This window comes from Pseudomonas sp. 1, assembly GCF_056626735.1.
In genome coordinates, this window is record NZ_JBWXMQ010000024.1 from 17,399 (window position 1) to 36,602 (window position 19,204).

Here is a 19,204-nt window from a genome sequence, read left to right on the forward strand (position 1 = left end):
GACAACTTCGATGAATTTTTCCCAATTCTTCATTTCACGGCCGATCTTCGCAGCGGTACTGTCGCTGTTGATTCTGATCGCCGGTGCGATTTCGCTGTTCCAGTTGCCGATCAGTGAATACCCGGAAGTCGTGCCACCGACCGTGGTCGTGCGTGCCAACTTCCCGGGCGCCAACCCGAAAGTCATCGGTGAAACCGTGGCGGCTCCGCTGGAGCAGGCCATCACCGGCGTCGAGAACATGCTGTACATGTCCTCGCAATCCACCGCTGACGGCAAGATCACCCTGACCATCACCTTCGCTCTAGGCACCGACCTGGACAACGCACAGGTGCAAGTTCAGAACCGCGTGACCCGGACCGAGCCGAAGCTTCCAGAAGAAGTGACGCGCATCGGTATCACCGTCGACAAGGCTTCGCCCGACCTGACCATGGTTGTGCACTTGACCTCGCCAGACAAACGCTACGACATGCTGTACCTGTCCAACTACGCAATCCTCAACATCAAGGACGAGCTCGCTCGCCTCGGTGGCGTGGGTGACGTGCAGCTGTTCGGTATGGGCGACTACTCGCTGCGTGTATGGCTGGACCCGAACAAGACTGCTTCGCGCAATCTGACCGCCACTGATGTGGTGACCGCAATTCGTGAGCAGAACCGTCAGGTGGCCGCTGGTCAACTGGGCGCGCCCCCTGCCCCAAATGCCCAGAGCTTCCAGCTGTCGGTCAACACTCAGGGCCGTCTGGTCTCCGAGGAAGAATTCGAGAACATCATCATTCGCGCAGGCGACAACGGTGAAATCACTCGTCTGAAGGACATTGCCCGCGTCGAGCTGGGTTCCAGTCAATACGCCCTGCGTTCGTTGCTGAACAACCAGCCGGCCGTGGCAATTCCGATCTTCCAGCGTCCTGGTTCCAACGCCATCGAAATCTCGAACGAAGTTCGCGGCAAGATGGAAGAACTGAAGAAAAGCTTCCCGCAAGGCATGGACTACAGCATCGTCTATGACCCGACGATCTTCGTGCGCGGCTCCATCGAGGCGGTGGTTCACACCCTCTTCGAAGCACTGATTCTCGTGGTTCTGGTGGTGATCCTGTTCCTGCAGACCTGGCGCGCGTCGATCATTCCTTTGGTGGCGGTGCCGGTATCGTTGATCGGTACGTTTGCGGTGATGCACCTGTTCGGCTTCTCGCTCAACGCCCTGTCGCTGTTCGGCCTGGTACTGGCGATCGGTATTGTGGTGGACGACGCCATCGTGGTGGTGGAGAACGTCGAGCGGAACATTGAACTGGGGCTCAACCCCTTCGATGCGACCAAAAAGGCCATGGGTGAAGTTACGGGCCCGATCATTGCCACGGCGCTGGTGCTGTGTGCGGTGTTCGTACCGGCGGCATTCATCTCGGGTCTCACCGGTCAGTTCTACAAGCAGTTCGCACTGACCATTGCGATCTCGACCGTAATCTCGGCTTTCAACTCGCTGACCCTGTCGCCAGCGCTGGCCGCTGTTTTGCTGAAAAGTCATGACGCACCGAAAGACCGTTTCTCGCGAGTGCTGGAAAAGATCTTCGGTGGCTGGCTGTTCCGTCCGTTCAACCGGTTCTTCGACCGTGCCAGTCATGGCTACGTCGGCACCGTGCGCCGGGTCATCCGTGGCAGCGGCATCGCCCTCTTCCTGTACGCAGGCCTGATGGTGCTGACCTTCTTCGGTTTTTCCAGCACACCGACCGGTTTCGTACCTGGCCAGGACAAGCAATATCTGGTGGCCTTCGCGCAACTTCCGGACGCCGCAAGCCTGGATCGTACCGAAGACGTGATCAAGCGCATGTCCGACCTGGCATTGAAACAGCCGGGCGTGGAAAGCGCCGTAGCGTTCCCGGGCCTGTCGATCAACGGCTTCACCAACAGCCCGAACGCCGGCATCGTGTTCGTGACCCTGAAACCGTTCGAAGAGCGTAAAGACCCGAGCATGTCCGCCGGTGCGATTGCCGGTGCCTTGAACGGCCAGTACGCCGGGATCCAGGAAGCCTACATGGCGATTTTCCCACCGCCGCCGGTACAAGGTTTGGGCACCATTGGTGGTTTCCGCCTGCAAATCGAAGACCGGGGCAACCTGGGCTACGAAGAGCTGTACAAAGAGACCATGAACATTATTGCCAAGAGCCATAACGTTCCGGAACTGGCCAACCTGTTCACCAGCTACACCGTGAACGTGCCGCAAGTGGATGCAGCCATCGACCGGGAAAAAGCCAAGACCCATGGCGTGGCCGTCAGCGACATCTTCGACACCCTGCAGATCTACCTGGGCTCGCTGTATGCCAACGACTTCAACCGCTTCGGTCGCACCTATCAGGTCAACGTTCAGGCTGAACAGCAGTTCCGCCTCGAGTCCGACCAGATCGGCCAGCTGAAAGTACGCAACAACAAAGGCGAAATGATCCCGCTGGCGACCTTCATCAAGGTCAGCGACACCTCGGGGCCGGATCGCGTGATGCACTACAACGGCTTCATCACCGCTGAAATCAACGGTGCGGCAGCCCCGGGCTACAGCTCCGGACAGGCCGAAAAAGCCATCGAGAAACTGCTCAAGGATGAACTTCCGAACGGCATGACCTACGAGTGGACCGACCTGACCTACCAGCAGATTCTGTCCGGCAACACCGCGCTGTTCGTGTTCCCGCTCTGCGTATTGCTGGCGTTCCTGGTGCTCGCGGCTCAATACGAAAGCTGGAGCCTGCCACTGGCGGTGATCCTGATCGTACCGATGACCCTGCTGTCGGCCATCACCGGTGTGATCATCTCTGGCGGCGACAACAACATCTTCACCCAGATCGGTTTGATCGTACTGGTGGGTCTGGCCTGTAAGAACGCGATTCTGATCGTCGAGTTCGCCAAGGACAAACAGCAGGAAGGTCTTGATCCGCTGGCCGCTGTACTGGAAGCCTGCCGTCTGCGTCTGCGGCCAATCCTGATGACCTCGTTCGCGTTCATCATGGGTGTGGTGCCACTGGTGTTCTCCAGCGGTGCCGGTGCCGAGATGCGTCATGCCATGGGTGTGGCGGTGTTCTCCGGGATGCTGGGTGTGACCTTCTTCGGTCTGCTGCTGACCCCTGTGTTCTATGTGCTGATCCGTAACTTCGTGGAGCGCAGTGAAGCTCGCAAAGCGGCCAAGGCGCAAAATCTTCAAAAGCCACTGGAGGCGCACCAATGAGTCTGAAAGTCTTCCTGCCGAGCCTGCTGGTGCTGGCCCTGAGTGCCTGCGCCGTCGGCCCTGACTACAAGACCCCGACGACGGAGGCGGCGAACATCACGTCCGCCACCGACGGCGCTGCCGGCCAGAAGAACTTCGACCGTTCGAAATTCGAAGGCATCTGGTGGCAGCAGTTCGACGATCCGACCCTCAACCAGTTGGTGACCCAATCGCTGCAAGGCAACCGTGAACTGCGCGTGGCGTTCGCCCGCTGGAAAGCTGCCCGGGCGATCCGCGACGACGTCAGCAACGATGCGATGCCGACCATCACCAGCCGCGCCAGCAGCGATCTGGCCAAAGGTCAGATCCCGGGCCAGACCACCAAACGGGTCAACAGCGAACGCTATGATCTGGGGCTGGACATGGCTTGGGAGCTGGACCTGTTCGGACGCATCCAGCGCAATCTGGAGGCCAGCGACGCCGACCAACAGGCGGCCGAAGCCGATCTGTACCAACTGCAAGTCACCATGATTGCCGAACTGGTGGATGCTTATGGTCAACTGCGCGGTGCCCAGCTGCGGGAAAAGATCGCCCTGGCCAACCTGAACAACCAGCAGGAGTCGCGCAAGATCACCATCAGCCTGCGTGACGCCGGCGTTGGCGATCAGCTCGATGTGGAACGGGCCGATGCACGGCTGGCGTCAGTCGAGGCCAGCGTGCCGCAACTGCAGGCAGAACAGGTACGGCAGAAAAACCGCATCGCCACCCTGTTGGGTGAGCGTCCGGACAAACTGACCGTCGACCTGAGTCCGAAAGACCTGCCGGCGATTGCCAAGGCCTTGCCGATCGGTGATCCGGGCGAACTGCTGCAACGTCGCCCGGACATCCTCAGCGCCGAACGCAAACTGGCTTCGGCCACTGCGCGTATCGGTGTGGCCAAGGCCGACCTGTTCCCTCGGGTCAGCCTCAGCGGTTTCCTCGGCTGGACGGCCGGGCGTGGTTCGCAGATCGGTTCCTCGGCGGCCAATGCCTGGGCACTGGGTCCGAGCATCACCTGGGCAGCGTTTGACCTTGGCAGCGTGCGGGCCCGCCTGCGTGGCGCCGATGCCGATGCCGAAGGCGCGCTGGCCACCTACGAGCAGCAAGTGCTGCTGGCCCTGGAAGAGTCGGAAAACGCCTTCAGCGATTACGGCAAACGTCAGCAACGTCTTATTTCGCTGATCCGTCAGAGCGAATCGAGCCGCAAGGCTGCCGACCTCGCCGAGATTCGCTACCGCGAAGGCACCACCGATTTCCTGGTATTGCTCGACGCCCAGCGTGAACGTCTGAATGCCGAAGACAGCCAGGCCCAGGCCGAAGTGGACCTGTATCGCGGCATCGTTGCGATCTACAAGGCCCTCGGTGGCGGCTGGCAGCCAGAGACGGTCGCGAGCAAGTAATCGTTTTTTAAAGAGCTCCTTTGGTTGGCCGCAACCAACCAATTTTTTGCCCCGCGTATCATTCGGTCGCGGGGCTTTTTTGCGCCTGTCCTTCAGTGTTCTCCAGAACGGTGACCGTCGCGGTGGTGCCGGCTCTCAGTCGGTTCTTGCCTGCGTAATCGGGATCGATGCCGATCCGCACCGGCACCCGTTGCGCCAGTTTCACCCAGGTGTAGCTGGGGTTGATGTTGGCCAGCAATCGACTGCCCGGCGCGTTTTCCCGGTCAGCAATGGCGAAGGCAATGCTTTGCACGGTGCCGCCGAATTTTTCCCCGCTCATCAATTCTATCCGCACCCGGTCGCCCTCCTCGATGCGTGGCAGCTTGGTTTCCTCGAAATAGCCGCTGACATAAAACGAGCCGCTGTCCACCAGCGCCAGCAAGGCGCCGCCGGCCACCGCGTAATCCCCCTGACGGGTCAGCAGGTTGGTGACATAACCGCTGACCGGCGCTTCGACACGGGTGCGTTGCAAATCCAGTTCAGCCTGGGTCAATGCCGCAATCGCCAGTTGCACGTTGGCTTCGGCCAGACCGAGATTCGCCTGATTGCGTAACAGATCCGCTTGGGCCACCGCTACGTCAGTGCTCGACTTCTCCCACTCCTCCCCTGAAATCGCAAACCCTTGCTTGAGCGTACGTCGCCGGCGCTCTTCGCTCTGGCGCTGTTTGAGCAACGCTTCGCTGGCAACAATGGCCGCTTGCGACTGCCCGAGCGTGGCCCTGGCAACCTCCACCGAGCGCTTCGCATGCTCGACGGCGAGGCTGTAGCGAGCCGGGTCGATCTCCAGCAACAACTGCCCCTTGTCGACATGCTGGTTGTCCTGCACCGCCAGCGTGACGATGCGGCCCGAAACATCGGCCGATAGCGTCACCACATCCGCCCTCACCCGCGCATCCCGCGTCCATGGGGCCCGGGTGTAATGCTCCCAGGCAAACCAGCCGAGCACGATCGCCAGCAGTACCACCGCCAATGTCGTCAATCGAGTGAGCAAGGTCTTCAAGGTTTCAGGCTCCCATCAGCAGAATCAGTGTGGCGCACACACAGGCATACAGAGCGCCTTCGAACAGCGCCTCGTGCCAGACAAAACGCAGGACGCCGAGCCGGCGCAAACCCCAGTCGAGAAATAAAAAAACCGGTATGGCCAGCAACAGGGCCTGGGCGATGGGAGGCAGGTAAACGCCGCCAATCTCGAAATCAATGGGCAAGGACGGGCTCTCCTTCAGAACGGTGGGGCTGCAAATGCTCGCCGTGTCGCTCCAGAAACGACACCACGATCAACAGGGCCACACGCATGCGAAACACCGACCACAAGTGTTCATGGGTGGCGACATGCAAGGCATCCAGCTCATCGCCAAGCGCATGCAGCGTAGTCAGCAACGGCGTCAGGGGCACATCGGGTCGGCCCGCGACAAAACGACCGGTCTGACGCAATGCCGTCGCCAGCTGTCGACCAAAAGCGTCGGTGAGCAATGTGTTGTTTTGCGCCTGTTGCCTGAGCTGGTGCATGGCCACGCCCAGCGCCACACAGCCGAGACTGATTTCATACAGACGCTGCATGTCCCGATCATTGGCCGCCGGCAACACGCCCAGCATCGAGGTCAGGCGATCGACCATACGGCTTTCGAAAGCAAATTGCTGTTCGTCGGTGGCCGGACTCTTGATCAGTTCGTAGACCTGCTCCCTTGCCTCGTTGTAGAAGCGCCGGATGCGCAGGGCCGGACGGAACGGGAAAATCCAGGCATAGACAATCAATGCCAACATCGCCGCACTGACGTAGGCCCCGGCAAATTCGAACCATTGAATGGCGGTGTTCTGCCCGGTACCGACGTTCTGCGGACCGAGCATCAAAAAACTCGACAGCCCCAGCCCCATGCCGATACCGGCGGTGGCCGGGCTGGACAGTCCGACCGCGATCACATACAGCAACGGCGCGAGCATCAAGGCCAACATTTCAAAATCACTGATCGTCGGGACCAGCATGAACTGATAGAACGCCGACACCACCAGTGCCAGTCCCAGCCCTCGGGCGTAGCTCTGCGCGGCGATCAGAGGTCGCGGGAACGTCGCCATCAACGAACACAGGATTCCCACCAGGATCATCCCGCCCCGCGCGCCGTCCCAGGCGGTTTCGATCCAGATCAGCCCGGCCACCAGCAATGCGCTGAAGGCGCGGATGGCGTTCATCGTCGCGAGCGTGAAATCCAGATGCAAGGGATTGGATTGGCCACGGAACATGCAGCTGGCTTCCCGCCCTTCCTGTATCGCATCGCTCAATTCGAGAATCTGCTCCAGTTGCTGCAACAGCCGCGCCTGTTCCCAACGCAATGCCCAGGCCAGCGAGCGCAGGGTTGCACTCATGTCTTCCGTCAGCTGTTCGGCCTTGTAGGCGAGCGCTTCGAATTGCTGTTGCAGCGCGACGAACTGATGACGAACCTCGGCCGGTAAGGAGCGCCCTTGTTCTGCGAGCTGATCAAGCAATGCCAGCTCCTCGGCGCGCAATTGCTGGATGTCCAGCGGCAGATCGCCCTCCCAGCGTTCGGTGAGCAATTCCCGCTGGTGACGCAACGCGGTCAGGCGCGAGGTCAGCAACATCAGTTGATTGCCCAGCAACAGCACCAGATTGTTGGCACTGCGCAGGCGCGGGGCATCGAAGTACAAATGCCGGCGCAGCCCTTCAAGCGCACTGATCTCCCCCAGCAACTGCATTTGCCGGCGCTGAAAGTCCGCTTCGCTTTCTTCTGTCCTAAGGACGGCAGCCGAATGACTGGCGACCAACCTGATCACCTGATCGACCTTCGCGAAATAGTTGCGTGATACCGCCTCGGGCCGCGCCGTCAGCAGGCTGACCACGCATACGCACGCCACCGCCAGCAAGGTTTCGGTAACCCGGGTCACCGCCAGCAGGAAAGTGCCGTCCTGATCCGGAAGCGCCAGCAGCGCCACCACCACGGCGGTATACCCACTGAGCACGAACGCCTGCGAGCTGGTGTAGCGCAACAACGTGCCGCCGGCCGTGCACAGGGCCAGCCACAGCGCCAGGGTCGTGATGAACGGCAACGGCGCCTGGGGAAAAATCGCCATCAGTAGCACTGCCACTGCCGCGCCGAGGGTCGTCCCGATGATTTGTCCGAAGCTGCGTGCCAGCGCCATCCCGGCCAGTGGCTGGCTGATGATCACCACGGCCATGATCGACCATTTCGGCTGGTCCAGATCGAACAGGAACGCCAGGTACAAGGTCAGCAATCCGGCGGCAATGGTGCGCAAACCAAACAGCAGCACTGCCTGGCTGGGGTGGATCACCGCCTTGAAATAAACAAGCAGGGATTGCATGGGTAGCCTCTTCGAAACAACTTCTGCAAGCGTAGACACTGCATGGAGGGCATGACGACTAACAGGGTCGACAAAAGCTGTAGGGCGATTCAACGCCTGTAGCAGGCCATATCCGGCAGAGAGTTTGACTCACGGCGCGAGCTGACAGAAGCTTGCGACCTCCGCTACAAAACGAAAGTTTCGGAAATCCGCATGCCTCAGTCTCGCCGCTATTTGCTCGTCAGCCTCGGCCTCGTGCTGGTCTTCATCGTGGCCTGGCTGTCATTGCGCAGTACCGCGCCCGTGGTGCCGGAAGCGATCAGGCATGGGTACAGTGAAGCGCTGGCTGCCGCTCGTGCCGGGCAGCCGGGTGCCGCGCGAGTTTTGTATCAGCAACTGGGGCGTCCGGATCTGTCGGTCAAGCGGCGTGTGTGGCTGCATGCCGAACTACCCAATTACCCGAGCCCGCAGGCCTTGAAGCTGGCGGATGCCGATCTGCAAAACGCATCGCCGGACGTTCGGCTGGCAGCGATCAAAAGCGTGACCGGTCTGGTGCCGGGCGGACAGCGCAGCCTTCTGCTGGGGCCATTGCTTGAGGATGAAGACCAAACTGTCCGCTTCGCGGCGATCAACGCCCTGCTCGGCTTGTCTCCGGATCAACTGGGCCTGTATTTCGCCCCGCTCCAGCAAGGCATCGACGCGTGGGAGCAGGCGCTCAAGAGCCAGCCGCAAAGCGCGGCCAACTACGTGCAACTGGCGCGCCTGTATCTGCACAACGCCGAGCTGAAACAGGCACAGGAAGCGTTGGAGCAGACCTTGCGCCTGGACCCCGGGAACTTGCCGGCGCTGGTGATGCAGATTGAAGTGCTCGACCGCCAGGGCCAGAGCGACGCCGCGCGGCAATTGCTCGCTCGACAATTGAAGGCCCAACCCGACTCGGCTTATCTGCAACATGCGCTGGGACTCTGGCTGTTGCACCACGATCAGCGCGAGTACGCCCTGCTCGGTCTGTCCAAAGCCGTGGAGCTGGAGCCTGACAACAAGGACTACCGCTACGACCTCGCCACCACCCTGCACAGCGCCGAAGAACTGGAAGCGGCGCAAAAGCAGTTGCAGGAAATCGTCCAGCGCCACCCGGCTGATCGCAAGGCGCGGGTGCTGCTGATCAGTTACTGGAAAGAGAGCGGCCAGTTACAGAACGTACAGATTCTGCTGGCCCAGCTTGAGCAGATGAACCCGGACGACCCTTCGTTGCAGCAAGGACTCTAGCGGTCTTCTCGACACATCCTGCAAGAAACTTGGAACCGCCGTCTCGGCATAAGGTCATGTAAATCAGGCAGTGCCAAACGGCGTCCGGCGCCCGCTGCCTGGTTTCTCCTAGTCATGAGAGGGCATTTTTTGTCTACATCGAACGCGTTGATCAGTGCCAAAGCCGCCACCGGCATCGAGGGCCTCGACGATATCCTGGCCGGTGGTTTGTCTCGCAGTCATGTTTTCTTGCTGGAGGGCGAGCCTGGAACCGGTAAAACTACCGTCGCGTTGCATTTTCTGCTGGCCGGCGCCCGTGCCGGTGAACGTTCGCTGTACATCACGCTGTCCGAAACCGAGCACGAATTGCGCCAGGGTGCGGCGTCCCACGGCTGGGAACTGGACGAAAACATCGAGATTTTCGAGCTGACGCCTCCGGAAAGCCTGCTCAACGCAGAACATCAGCAAAGCCTGTTGTACTCCTCGGATCTTGAGCTGGGCGAAGCGACCAAACAGATTTTCGAAGTGGTCGAGCGCTTCAAGCCCACCCGGGTCGTACTCGACAGCCTCTCGGAAATCCGCCTGCTGGCGCAAAGCTCCCTGCGCTACCGCCGCCAGATCCTGGCGATCAAGCATTACTTCGTGCGCTACGACGCCACGGTTTTGCTGCTGGATGACTTGACCACCGAATCCCTCGACAAAACCGTTCACAGTGTCGCTCACGGTGTGATCCGCCTCGAAGAACTGACCCCCAACTACGGCGCCGAACGCCGTCGCGTGCGGGTGATCAAGTATCGCGGCCAGAAATACCGTGGCGGCTTCCATGACTTCACCATCACGGGCGATGGCGTGCACGTTTTCCCGCGTCTGGTGGCGGCGGAGCACCGCAGCGACTACCCGCGGCTGCAGCTGTCCAGCGGCATCAGGGAAATGGACGCTCTGTTGGGCGGCGGTATCGAGACCGGCTCCAGCACGCTGATTCTGGGCCCGGCAGGGACAGGCAAATCCTTGATCAGCATGATTTTCGCGGCGGCTGCCGTGGCGCGCGGTGAAAAGGCTGCCCTGTTCATTTTTGACGAAGAATTGGGCCTGCTGTTCGAGCGCATGAAAAACATCGGTATCGACCTGAAGGCCCTGCAGGCCACCGGCAACCTGCTGATCGAACAGGTCGACGCCGCCGAGCTGTCCCCCGGCGAGTTTTCCCACCGCGTACGCCGCTGTGTCGATGAAGGTGACATCAAGACCGTGGTGATCGACAGCATCAACGGCTATCAGGCCGCGATGCCCGAAGAAAACGCGCTGGTACTGCACATGCACGAACTGTTGCTGTACCTGAACCGCAAGGGCGCCGCGACGTTCATGACCGTCGCCCAGCATGGACTGGTCGGCGACATGCATGCTCCGGTCGATATCACTTACCTGGCCGACACGGTAATTCTGCTGCGTTACTTCGAAGCCGCGGGCAAGGTCCGTCGGGCCATCTCGATCATCAAGAAACGCACCGGCAGCCATGAATCGACCATCCGCGAATACCGCATTTCCACTCAAGGCATGACCATCGGTGAGCCTTTGGAGGCCTTTCAGGGTGTATTGCGCGGCGTGCCCACCTATCTCGGTGCAAGCAACCCGCTGCTCAAGGATGACAACTTGTGACCGTCACCGTACCGCTATCGGAACGGGCGCTGATCCTTGCGCCGCTGGGACGCGACAGCCAGGTAGCGCTGATGATTCTCAACGAGGCCGGATACGGTGGGCTGATCACGCCCGACCTGGCCACTCTTTGTACCGAGCTCGAGCCCGGCGCCGGTCTGCTGCTGATCGCTGCCGAGGCCCTTAATGGTCCGGAACTCGAGTGCCTGCTGGCGTATCTGGAACAACAACCGGCTTGGTCTGATTTGCCAATCGTCCTGCTCACCCATCACGGCGGATCCGAACAAGGCCCTTCGTCGCAGCTCAGCAAGTTGTTGGGCAACGTCACTTTTCTTGAGCGCCCTTTCCATCCGGCCACCCTGGTCAGCCTGATCTCCACCGCCCTGCGCGGACGACGACGACAGTACGAGGCCCGCGACCGCCTGATCGATCTGAGCAATAGCGAACGTCGCCTGCAATCGACGCTGGAAACCCTTGAGCAACAAGTGGAGGAACGCACCGCGCAACTGCGGCACAACGAGGAAGCCCTGCGCCAGTCGCAGAAGATGGAAGCGGTCGGCCAGCTCACTGGCGGTATCGCCCACGACTTCAACAACATGCTGACCGGAATCATCGGCAGTCTTGAATTGCTGCGCCGGCGGCTGGCCCGTGGCCGCCTGGATGATCTGGACAGCCTGATCGACCTCGGTGTGACCTCGGCCAACCGCGCCGCTGGCCTGACTCACCGCTTGCTGGCGTTCTCCCGTCGCCAGTCGCTGGATTCCAAAGCCGTTCATATGAACGATCTGGTGCAATCGATGGGTGAGTTGCTGCAACGCAGCCTCAACGAAAGCATCCACCTTGACATGCGCCTGCACCAACAATTGTGGGTGGCCGAGGCCGACCCCAATCAATTGGAAAGCGCCCTGCTCAACCTGGTGATCAACGCACGCGACGCGATGCCCGACGGCGGCAATCTGGTGGTCGAGACGGGTAATCAGGTGCTGGATCCAGACTACACCGCGGCCTACAGCAATCTTGAACCTGGTGATTACGTTGTATTGAGCGTCACAGACAATGGCTGCGGCATGCCGGAAAGTGTCATCAATCGCGCGTTCGATCCGTTCTTCACCACAAAGCCGATCGGCCAGGGCACCGGTTTGGGTCTGTCGATGATCTACGGTTTCAGCAAACAGTCCGGTGGTCATGTGTCGATCGACAGCAAGATCGATAAGGGCACCACGGTCAAACTCTACCTGCCGCGATTCCAGGGCGAATCACTGCCTCACGCACCAACGGATATGGAACAGGCGCCCGACGCCGTGGAAGGCGAAACCGTATTGATCGTCGAAGACGACCCGGCCGTGCGCGTGCTGGTCAGTGCAGTATTGAGTGAACTGGGTTATGGATTTGTCGAGGCCAGCGATGCCGACGGTGCCGTGCCGATTCTGGATTCGGAGCAGCGCATCGATCTGCTGATCAGCGACGTCGGCCTGCCGGGCATGAACGGTCGGCAACTGGCGGAAATCGGCCGGCAATACCGGCCAGACCTGAAGGTCCTGTTCATCACAGGTTATGCCGAGCACGCCGCTGTGCGCGGCGGGTTTCTCGATCCTGGCATGCAGATGATCACCAAACCGTTCACCTTCGATCTGCTGACGGCAAAGGTTCGGGAAATGATCAAGAGCTGAGGCGGTTGACGCCTCAGGCCAGCAGTTCCTGAATCTTCTCCTGCAATACATCCAGATCGAATGGTTTTTCCAGGATCGGCGCCCGGCGGGTAATCGGGCTGCCGGTCTCGCGGATTTCCTGCGGATAGCCGCTGATGAAGATCACCTTCAGATCAGGGCGCAATTTGACGGCGGGCTCGGCGATCTGCACGCCGGAGATCCCGCCAGGCAGGCGAAAATCAGTAATCAACATGTCCAGATGCGGCTTGCTCGCCAGAATCTCGAACGCCTGCTCGCCGTTTTCGGCCTGCAATACGCGATAGCCCTGGCTTGACAGATAGTCTGTCAGGACCATCAGGATCACCGGTTCGTCCTCGACGACGAGTACTACATCTTGTGCATCTACGCTCATGGGAAGCCTTTGTTCGTTCAATAGCTGCTGATACGACCGTGTGGTCACTCAGAGGTTGCGTTTGTTTTGCCGTTTTCCTGGAGCGGCAGACAGACGCGAAACAGGGCGCCCTCGTTGATCTTGCTTTCGACGACGATGGAGCCGCCATGGGCGGCGACGATCTGTTCGGAAATGAACAACCCCAGCCCGAGGCCGGCCACCACCGTCTTGGCGGAGACCCGTTCGAACTGTTGAAAAATGCGCTTCTGATTCTCTTCGCTGATGCCGATGCCCTGATCCTGAACTTCGATCCGGGCTTCATCGTCTTCGCGATAAACCCGAACCTGGATCGGACTTTTACCGCCATAACGCAAGGCATTGGTCAGCAGGTTCGACACCACCTGCTCGATACGGAATTCGTCCCACTGCCCTTCCACCGGTTCGGTCGCGGTGAAACTGACCTCAGTCTCGGCGGCTTCGATCTGCTGGGCGAAATTCTCCAGCAGAGTGCCCACCAACTGCACGAGGTCAAAGCGACTCGGTCGGATCGACAACTTGCCGGTGCGGATCCGCGAAACGTCGAGCATGTCTTCGATCAGTCGGATCAGGCTTTTGATCTGGCGCTCGTCGCGGTCGACCATGGCGTGCATCTTGTCGAGGGTGAACGCGGCGGCGTTGTCCCGGGCCAAGTGCATCTTGCGCAGTTGGGTTTCGAGAATAAGGCCGTTGAGCGGCGTACGTACTTCATGGGCGACGATCGACATGAAATCGTCGCGCATGCGCACCGCCTGCTCCAGTTCGCCCTGAGTGCTTTGCAGTTGCTGCAACAGCGCTTCCTGCTCACGCCGGCTCTGCTCGAGCGCTTCGACCTGTTGCTTCATCGCCTTGCTCTGGCGGTACAGGTCGACGAAGACGTTGACCTTGCTCTTCACCGCATGGATATCCAGCGGCTTGTGCAGAAAGTCCACCGCCCCGCTTTCATAGCCCTTGAACGCATAATTGAGTTCACGGCCGGCGGCGCTGACAAAGATGATCGGGATGTTCTTGGTTTTCTCGGTGCCGCGCATCAGCTCGGCCAGCTCGAAGCCGTTCATGCCGGGCATCTGCACGTCGAGGATGGCCATGGCGAATTCGTGTTGCAGCAGCAGCGACAGCGCTTCGTCCGCCGACAGCGCTTTATAGACGGTGCGGTCTTCGCGTTTGATCAGCGCTTCGAGGGCCAGCAGGTTCTCGGGCAGATCGTCGACGATCAGCAGTTTTGCCTGGATATTACTCAGCATGCGATTCGTTCCAGCTCGACAAGCAGACGGCCGATGCCGTGGATGGGAAGAATGTAATCCGGTTGATGTGTCTTCAGCGCGGCGCGTGGCATTGTCGCGACCTGCGCCTCGTCCGGGTCTTGCACGATGGTCAGCCCGCCCTGGCGTTTGACTTGCGCCAGGCCCCGCGCGCCATCGTGGTTGGCACCCGTCAGCAACACTGCAGCCAGCGTCGGCCCGTAGGCATCGGCGGCGGATTCGAACAGGAAGTCGATCGAAGGCCGCGAGTGATGCAGACGGTCTTCAAGACTCAGCGACAGGGAGAAATCCTGCTCTACCGACAAGTGATAGCCCGGCGTCGCGAAATACACGGTGCCGGGGGTGATGTCCTGTTTGTCGATGGCTTCTGCCACCGGCAACGCCAGCCGTCGGGCGAACACATCGGCGAGCTGGCTGCGGCGCTCTTCAGGCAGATGCAACACGATAATGATCGGCAGCCCGAATCCGGCCTTTAATGAACCGAGCAAGTTCAGCAACGCCTCGACGCCACCGGCAGAAGCTCCGATCACAATCGCCTCGATCCGAGGCAAATCCGCTGCACTGTTCATGTTTTTCGGTAGATCCGTTCTTGTTTCACCAGCGGTTCGAACTGGTTGGAATAGCCGGAGAAATCCAGAGTTTCCTTGCTGCCCAACACCAGAAAACCGCGGTGGCACAACGATTCGTGAAACAACCCAAACGCTCGATCCTGAAGTTTTTTGTTGAAATAAATCAACACGTTACGACATGAAATTAATTGGGTTTCGGAGAATACGCTATCGGTCGCCAGGCTGTGATCGGCGAAGGTCACGTTCTCGCACAGGCTCTTGTCGAAAATCGCGTAGCCATAGGCAGCAGTGTAGTAGTCGGCGAACGAGCGCTGGCCACCGGCCTGCTGATAGTTGGCGGTGTAGGCGCGCACGTTCTCCATCGAAAAGATCCCCTGCTTGGCCTTTTCCAGCGAGCGCGGGTTGATGTCGGTGGCGTAGATGATCGTGCGATCAAGCAGGCCCTCTTCGCGCAGCAGGATCGCCATCGAGTAGACCTCCTCGCCGGTGCTGCACCCCGCGATCCAGATCTTGATCGACGGATAGGTCCTGAGCAGCGGCACCACTTCCTGACGGATCGCCAGGAAGTGCGACGGATCGCGGAACATCTCGCTGACCGGAATTGTCAGCAATTGCAGCAACTGCATGAACGCCGTCGGGTCGTGCAGGACTTTCTCCTGCAAGGCCGAGATGGTCGCGCATTCGAACTGGCTCAGCGCATGTTGCACCCGGCGCTTGATCGAAGCGCCAGAGTAATCGCGAAAGTCATAGCTGTATTTGAGATAAATCGCCTCGATCAGCAGCCGCAGTTCGATTTCACTGTTTCGTTCAACGTGATGACTACGTTCCACTAAATGCGTTCCATCTTCGGTAACCACACGCGAATCAGCGAGAACAGGCGATCCAGGTCGATGGGCTTGGCCAGGTAATCATTGGCGCCCGCCTGCAGGCAACGCTCCTGATCATCCTTCATGGCCTTGGCCGTCACCGCGATGATCGGCAGCTTGCGCCAGCGCGGATCCTTGCGGATTTCCATGGTGGCTTCAAACCCATCCATTTCCGGCATCATCACGTCCATCAGCACCAGGTCGATGTCCTCGACTTCATTCAGTTTTTCAATCGCTTCACGGCCGTTACGGCCGATGACCACGACTGCACCCTTGGTTTCCAGCGCGCTGGTCAGGGCGAAGATGTTGCGCACATCGTCGTCTACCAGCAACACTTTCCGACCTTCGAAGACCTTGTCGCGGCTGCGGGCGGTCTTGAGCATCTTCTGCCGTTCATGGGACAACTGCGATTCGACTTTGTGCAAAAAGAGTGTGACCTCGTCCAGCAAACGCTCCGGCGAGCGCGCACCCTTGATGATGATCGAGCGCGAATACTTGCGCAGGTCGGACTCTTCGTCGCGGGTCAGGTTGCGTCCGGTATAAACGATGACCGGCGGGAACGAGCAGATGTCCTCGGTGGACATTCGCTTGAGCAATTCGTTGCCGAGCATGTCCGGCAGCTTCAGGTCGATGACCATGCAATCGAATATCGTCGTGCGCAATAACTCCAGCGCGTCCTGTGCCAGGCCGACGGCGGTGATCTCGATGTCGTCGTCGCCGATCAGTCGGGCGATGCTTTCCCGTTGCAGATCGTCGTCCTCGACCAGCAGTACGCGTTTGACCTTCTGGGTCAGCTTGGCTTCCAGACGGGCGAACACATCCTTGAGTTCTTCGCGAGTGGTCGGTTTGACCGCATAACCGATGGCGCCCATGTGCATCGCTGCTTCGACACGGTCTTCCACGGAAATCACATGCACCGGAATGTGCCGGGTTTCGGCGTGTTCTTTCAGGCGTTGCAGGACGGTCAGACCCGAGTGGTCCGGCAGGCGCATGTCCAGCAGGATCGCGTCCGGCACGAACTCTTTCGCCAGGTCGTAACCTTCGTCGGCGCCGTGGGCAACCAGGCACTGATAGCCCAGTTCGTGGGCCAGATCGTAGAGGATGTGCGCAAAATTCGGCTCGTCTTCCACCACCAGGATGCAACGAGTATTGAACGGCGCCTTGTTGCGATCATCGTCGAAGCGCGGGATGTGGACCGGCGCCAGAGGCGAAACCGCCGCCACGGACGCCACGGGCGCGATGACCGGCGTAGAGGCCGGTGGGGTGAAGGTCAACGGCGTTATCGGCGTGTCACCCGGCTCGCGGTATTGCTGCGGCAACACCAGAGTGAAAGCACTGCCCTGCCCCGGCGCACTGCTGACGCTGATCGAACCGCCCAACAGCGTTGCCAGATCCCGGGAAATCGACAGACCCAACCCGGTGCCGCCGTATTTGCGGTTGGTGGTGCCGTCGGCCTGGCGGAAGGCTTCGAAAATACTTTCCTGTTGATCCTGCGCAATCCCGATTCCCGAATCGCGCACAATGAAGGCAATGCGATCGTCCGACTGGCCGGCGATGGTCAGGCTGACAGTCCCGTGCTCGGTGAATTTCACCGCATTGGACAGCAGGTTCTTGATCACCTGTTCCAGACGCTGACGGTCGGTAAACAGGGTGATCGGTGCATCAGGCTGCAATTCGACGTTGAACGTCAGTTTCTTTTCCGCCGCCAGCGGTTCGAACAGGCTGCGCAGGCTGTCGGCCAGACGCGCGACGCTGGTGTTTTCCGGCATCACTTCGAGTTTGCCGGCTTCCACTTTGGAAATGTCGAGAATGTCGTTGATCAGGTTGAGTAGATCGTTGCCGGCGGAATAGATCGACTCGGCAAACTTGACCTGCTCGGCACTGAGGTTTTCCTGCGGGTTTTCCGCCAACAGCTTGGCCAGGATCAGCGAGCTGTTCAGCGGCGTGCGCAGTTCGTGGGACATGTTGGCCAGGAATTCGGACTTGTACTTGCTTGAACGCTGCAACTCTTCGGCGCGTTCTTCGAGCTGGATCTGGGCCTGATTGAGCTCGGTGTTCTTCTGGTCCATGGCATCGCGCTGCTCGGCCAGAGTCTGGGCCTGTTCGGCCAGTTGCTCGTTGGTCTGTTCCAGTTCGATTTGCTGGGTTTCCAGATGCGCCTGGGATTCCTTGAGAATCCGCGACTGTTCTTCCAGCTCTTCGTTGGCGGTCTTCAGCTCCTCCTGTTGCACCTGCAGCTCTTCGTTGAGTTGCTGGGTTTCGGCGAGCACTTCCTGCAAGCGTTGGCGATAGCGCGCCGCTTCGATGGAGGTGCCGATGTTGCCGGCGATCAGTTCCAGCAACGCCACATCACGATCGGTGAGCGGACGCAGGAAACCCAGTTCGATCACGCCGTTGACCCGTTCGTCATCGCTGGTCGGCACCACCAGCACGCTGTGCGGCAGGCCTTCGCCCAGGCCGGAGCTGACCTTGAAATAGTCGGACGGCACCGAATCGAGTCGAATCAGCCGGGCCTGCTGCGCAACCTGACCGACAAGGCCTTCGTCGCTGTAGATCGATTGATCCTGTTGTTCCTGCTCGCGGGAGAAACCGTAGGTCGCCACGCGTTTGAGGCCACCATGTTCTTCGCGCACATACAAAGCAGCGACAGCGCTGCCAAGGTACTGGGCACAGAATTGCAAAATGTTGCGCCCCAGCAGATTGAGCGTCAGTTGCCCCAATACCTGCTCTGCAAGCTGAGTCTGGCCATTGCGCAGCCAGGCTTGCTGCTCCAGACGAAGCGCGCTGGCCTCTTGCGCCGCCAGGGTTGCGCCATAGCTTTGGGACAGGTTGAGCAGATCGCGCCGGCCTACATAGGCCAGCAGGCCGCTGATGCCGGCCACGAACAGCAGGTAGAGGCTGATGCTCCAGATCGTGGTGCGGCGCACGTCTTCGTTGCGTGAAGCACGCAGAAGCTGTTCGGTTTCAATCACGTCTTCGAACTGTTTACGTATTTCGTCGGTCAGGCGCTTGCCCTTGCCCGCTTTGACTGCTGCCTTGTAGTCACCGCTCGCGCGTTGCAGATCGATCATCGACTGCGCATACGTCGCCCATTCGGTTTGCAGCGCCTGAAGACGACGCAGGCGATCGGTCTGCGCCGGATTGTCGGCAGTCAGTTCAAGCAAGGTGCTCAGCGCCACGGCGATGCGCGGCTTGGCCGTCTCGTACGGGTCGAGGAAATGCTCGTCGCCGCTGAGCAGAAAACCGCGCATGCCGGTTTCCAGGTCCACGGTGAGTTTCACCGCTTCGTTGGCGTTATTGATCACCCGGTCGGTGTGCTCCACCCACTGAATCACGGACAACAGATAAGTGATCAGCGAAACGAAGAACACGGCACTGATGAAGCCGACGCCCAACGGCAAACTGACGTTGCGGCTCAGAAGTTTGCGAAACCGTTGCTCATCAACCGAAGACGGAGAGGACATGTGGCAGCCTTGTCGAACTGGTGAAAACCAGGGAGTTTGCCCCAAAACAGCGGCATGGATCCATTTTTCTCACAGTTTTAGTATCGTTTTCCTACATTTGC

Annotated in this window: 13 protein-coding genes; 5 read left to right on the top strand and 8 right to left on the bottom strand. The window is 59.8% G+C overall.

What is annotated here, in order from left to right; translation table 11 throughout:
- Window positions 1-10 precede the first annotated feature (10 nt).
- Together AC1MDC_RS26400 and AC1MDC_RS26405 are read left to right on the top strand one after the other, a co-directional pair.
- A complete protein-coding gene (locus AC1MDC_RS26400; RefSeq protein WP_480394027.1) occupies window positions 11-3,202 on the top strand; it encodes an efflux RND transporter permease subunit in 3,192 nt (1,063 codons plus the stop codon).
- Window positions 3,199-4,620 (top strand): efflux transporter outer membrane subunit, encoded by a 1,422-nt coding sequence (locus tag AC1MDC_RS26405; protein ID WP_085703015.1) that lies wholly within the window; start codon window positions 3,199-3,201, stop codon window positions 4,618-4,620. Before AC1MDC_RS26400 ends, AC1MDC_RS26405 begins: the two co-directional genes overlap by 4 nt.
- 58 nt (window positions 4,621-4,678) lie before the next feature.
- On the opposite strand, the gene AC1MDC_RS26410 is transcribed toward AC1MDC_RS26405, so the two are convergent.
- The 3 genes from AC1MDC_RS26410 to AC1MDC_RS26420 are packed head-to-tail and all read right to left on the bottom strand — an operon-like array spanning window position 4,679 to window position 7,989.
- Entirely contained in the window at window positions 4,679-5,659 is a 981-nt protein-coding gene (locus AC1MDC_RS26410) for an HlyD family secretion protein (protein WP_085696222.1), read from the bottom strand.
- Window positions 5,660-5,663: 4 nt separating this feature from the next.
- On the bottom strand, window positions 5,664-5,864 hold the full coding sequence (locus tag AC1MDC_RS26415) for a DUF1656 domain-containing protein (protein WP_085696223.1): 201 nt from the start codon (window positions 5,862-5,864) through the stop codon (window positions 5,664-5,666).
- Window positions 5,854-7,989 (bottom strand): FUSC family protein, encoded by a 2,136-nt coding sequence (locus AC1MDC_RS26420; RefSeq protein ID WP_480394028.1) that lies wholly within the window; start codon window positions 7,987-7,989, stop codon window positions 5,854-5,856. Before AC1MDC_RS26420 ends, AC1MDC_RS26415 begins: the two co-directional genes overlap by 11 nt.
- Window positions 7,990-8,181: 192 nt before the next feature.
- Here AC1MDC_RS26420 and AC1MDC_RS26425 point away from each other — a divergent pair, with 192 nt between their 5' ends.
- The 3 genes from AC1MDC_RS26425 to AC1MDC_RS26435 all read left to right on the top strand — a co-directional run bounded on the left by AC1MDC_RS26425 (window position 8,182) and on the right by AC1MDC_RS26435 (window position 12,536).
- On the top strand, window positions 8,182-9,237 hold the full coding sequence (locus AC1MDC_RS26425; protein WP_480394029.1) for a HEAT repeat domain-containing protein: 1,056 nt from the start codon (window positions 8,182-8,184) through the stop codon (window positions 9,235-9,237).
- A 129-nt stretch (window positions 9,238-9,366) separates the two neighbouring features.
- Entirely contained in the window at window positions 9,367-10,869 is a 1,503-nt protein-coding gene (locus tag AC1MDC_RS26430; protein ID WP_085696226.1) for an ATPase domain-containing protein, read from the top strand.
- Entirely contained in the window at window positions 10,866-12,536 is a 1,671-nt protein-coding gene (locus tag AC1MDC_RS26435; RefSeq protein ID WP_085696227.1) for an ATP-binding protein, read from the top strand. Before AC1MDC_RS26430 ends, AC1MDC_RS26435 begins: the two co-directional genes overlap by 4 nt.
- A gap of 13 nt (window positions 12,537-12,549) precedes the next feature.
- Here the strand turns inward: AC1MDC_RS26435 and AC1MDC_RS26440 are convergent, their stop codons facing one another.
- From AC1MDC_RS26440 to AC1MDC_RS26460, 5 genes are read right to left on the bottom strand one after another with little or no spacing between them, the layout of a single operon-like run.
- Window positions 12,550-12,927 carry a response regulator gene (locus AC1MDC_RS26440; protein WP_085683718.1) on the bottom strand — a complete coding sequence of 126 codons (378 nt, stop codon included), beginning with the start codon at window positions 12,925-12,927 and terminating at the stop codon, window positions 12,550-12,552.
- A gap of 44 nt (window positions 12,928-12,971) precedes the next feature.
- On the bottom strand, window positions 12,972-14,186 hold the full coding sequence (locus AC1MDC_RS26445) for a hybrid sensor histidine kinase/response regulator (protein ID WP_085696228.1): 1,215 nt from the start codon (window positions 14,184-14,186) through the stop codon (window positions 12,972-12,974).
- Window positions 14,180-14,773 carry a chemotaxis protein CheB gene (locus AC1MDC_RS26450; protein WP_266200421.1) on the bottom strand — a complete coding sequence of 198 codons (594 nt, stop codon included), beginning with the start codon at window positions 14,771-14,773 and terminating at the stop codon, window positions 14,180-14,182. Before AC1MDC_RS26450 ends, AC1MDC_RS26445 begins: the two co-directional genes overlap by 7 nt.
- Window positions 14,770-15,603 carry a CheR family methyltransferase gene (locus AC1MDC_RS26455; protein WP_085696230.1) on the bottom strand — a complete coding sequence of 278 codons (834 nt, stop codon included), beginning with the start codon at window positions 15,601-15,603 and terminating at the stop codon, window positions 14,770-14,772. The genes AC1MDC_RS26450 and AC1MDC_RS26455 overlap by 4 nt, the downstream gene beginning before the upstream one ends.
- Window positions 15,603-19,103, bottom strand: coding sequence for a response regulator (locus AC1MDC_RS26460; RefSeq protein WP_085703019.1), 3,501 nt, complete (start codon window positions 19,101-19,103; stop codon window positions 15,603-15,605). The genes AC1MDC_RS26455 and AC1MDC_RS26460 overlap by 1 nt, the downstream gene beginning before the upstream one ends.
- Between the last annotated feature and the right edge of the window lie 101 nt (window positions 19,104-19,204).

What these genes read in the sequence shown, in the direction of transcription:
- AC1MDC_RS26400 (WP_480394027.1), top strand. Translation starts at nt 11, where the DNA reads ATGAATTTTTCCCAATTCTTCATTTCACGGCCGATCTTCGCAGCGGTA.
- AC1MDC_RS26405 (WP_085703015.1), top strand. Translation starts at nt 3,199, where the DNA reads ATGAGTCTGAAAGTCTTCCTGCCGAGCCTGCTGGTGCTGGCCCTGAGT.
- AC1MDC_RS26420 (WP_480394028.1), bottom strand. Translation starts at nt 7,989, where the DNA reads ATGCAATCCCTGCTTGTTTATTTCAAGGCGGTGATCCACCCCAGCCAG.
- AC1MDC_RS26425 (WP_480394029.1), top strand. Translation starts at nt 8,182, where the DNA reads ATGCCTCAGTCTCGCCGCTATTTGCTCGTCAGCCTCGGCCTCGTGCTG.
- AC1MDC_RS26440 (WP_085683718.1), bottom strand. Translation starts at nt 12,927, where the DNA reads ATGAGCGTAGATGCACAAGATGTAGTACTCGTCGTCGAGGACGAACCG.
- AC1MDC_RS26445 (WP_085696228.1), bottom strand. Translation starts at nt 14,186, where the DNA reads ATGCTGAGTAATATCCAGGCAAAACTGCTGATCGTCGACGATCTGCCC.
- AC1MDC_RS26450 (WP_266200421.1), bottom strand. Translation starts at nt 14,773, where the DNA reads ATGAACAGTGCAGCGGATTTGCCTCGGATCGAGGCGATTGTGATCGGA.
- AC1MDC_RS26460 (WP_085703019.1), bottom strand. Translation starts at nt 19,103, where the DNA reads ATGTCCTCTCCGTCTTCGGTTGATGAGCAACGGTTTCGCAAACTTCTG.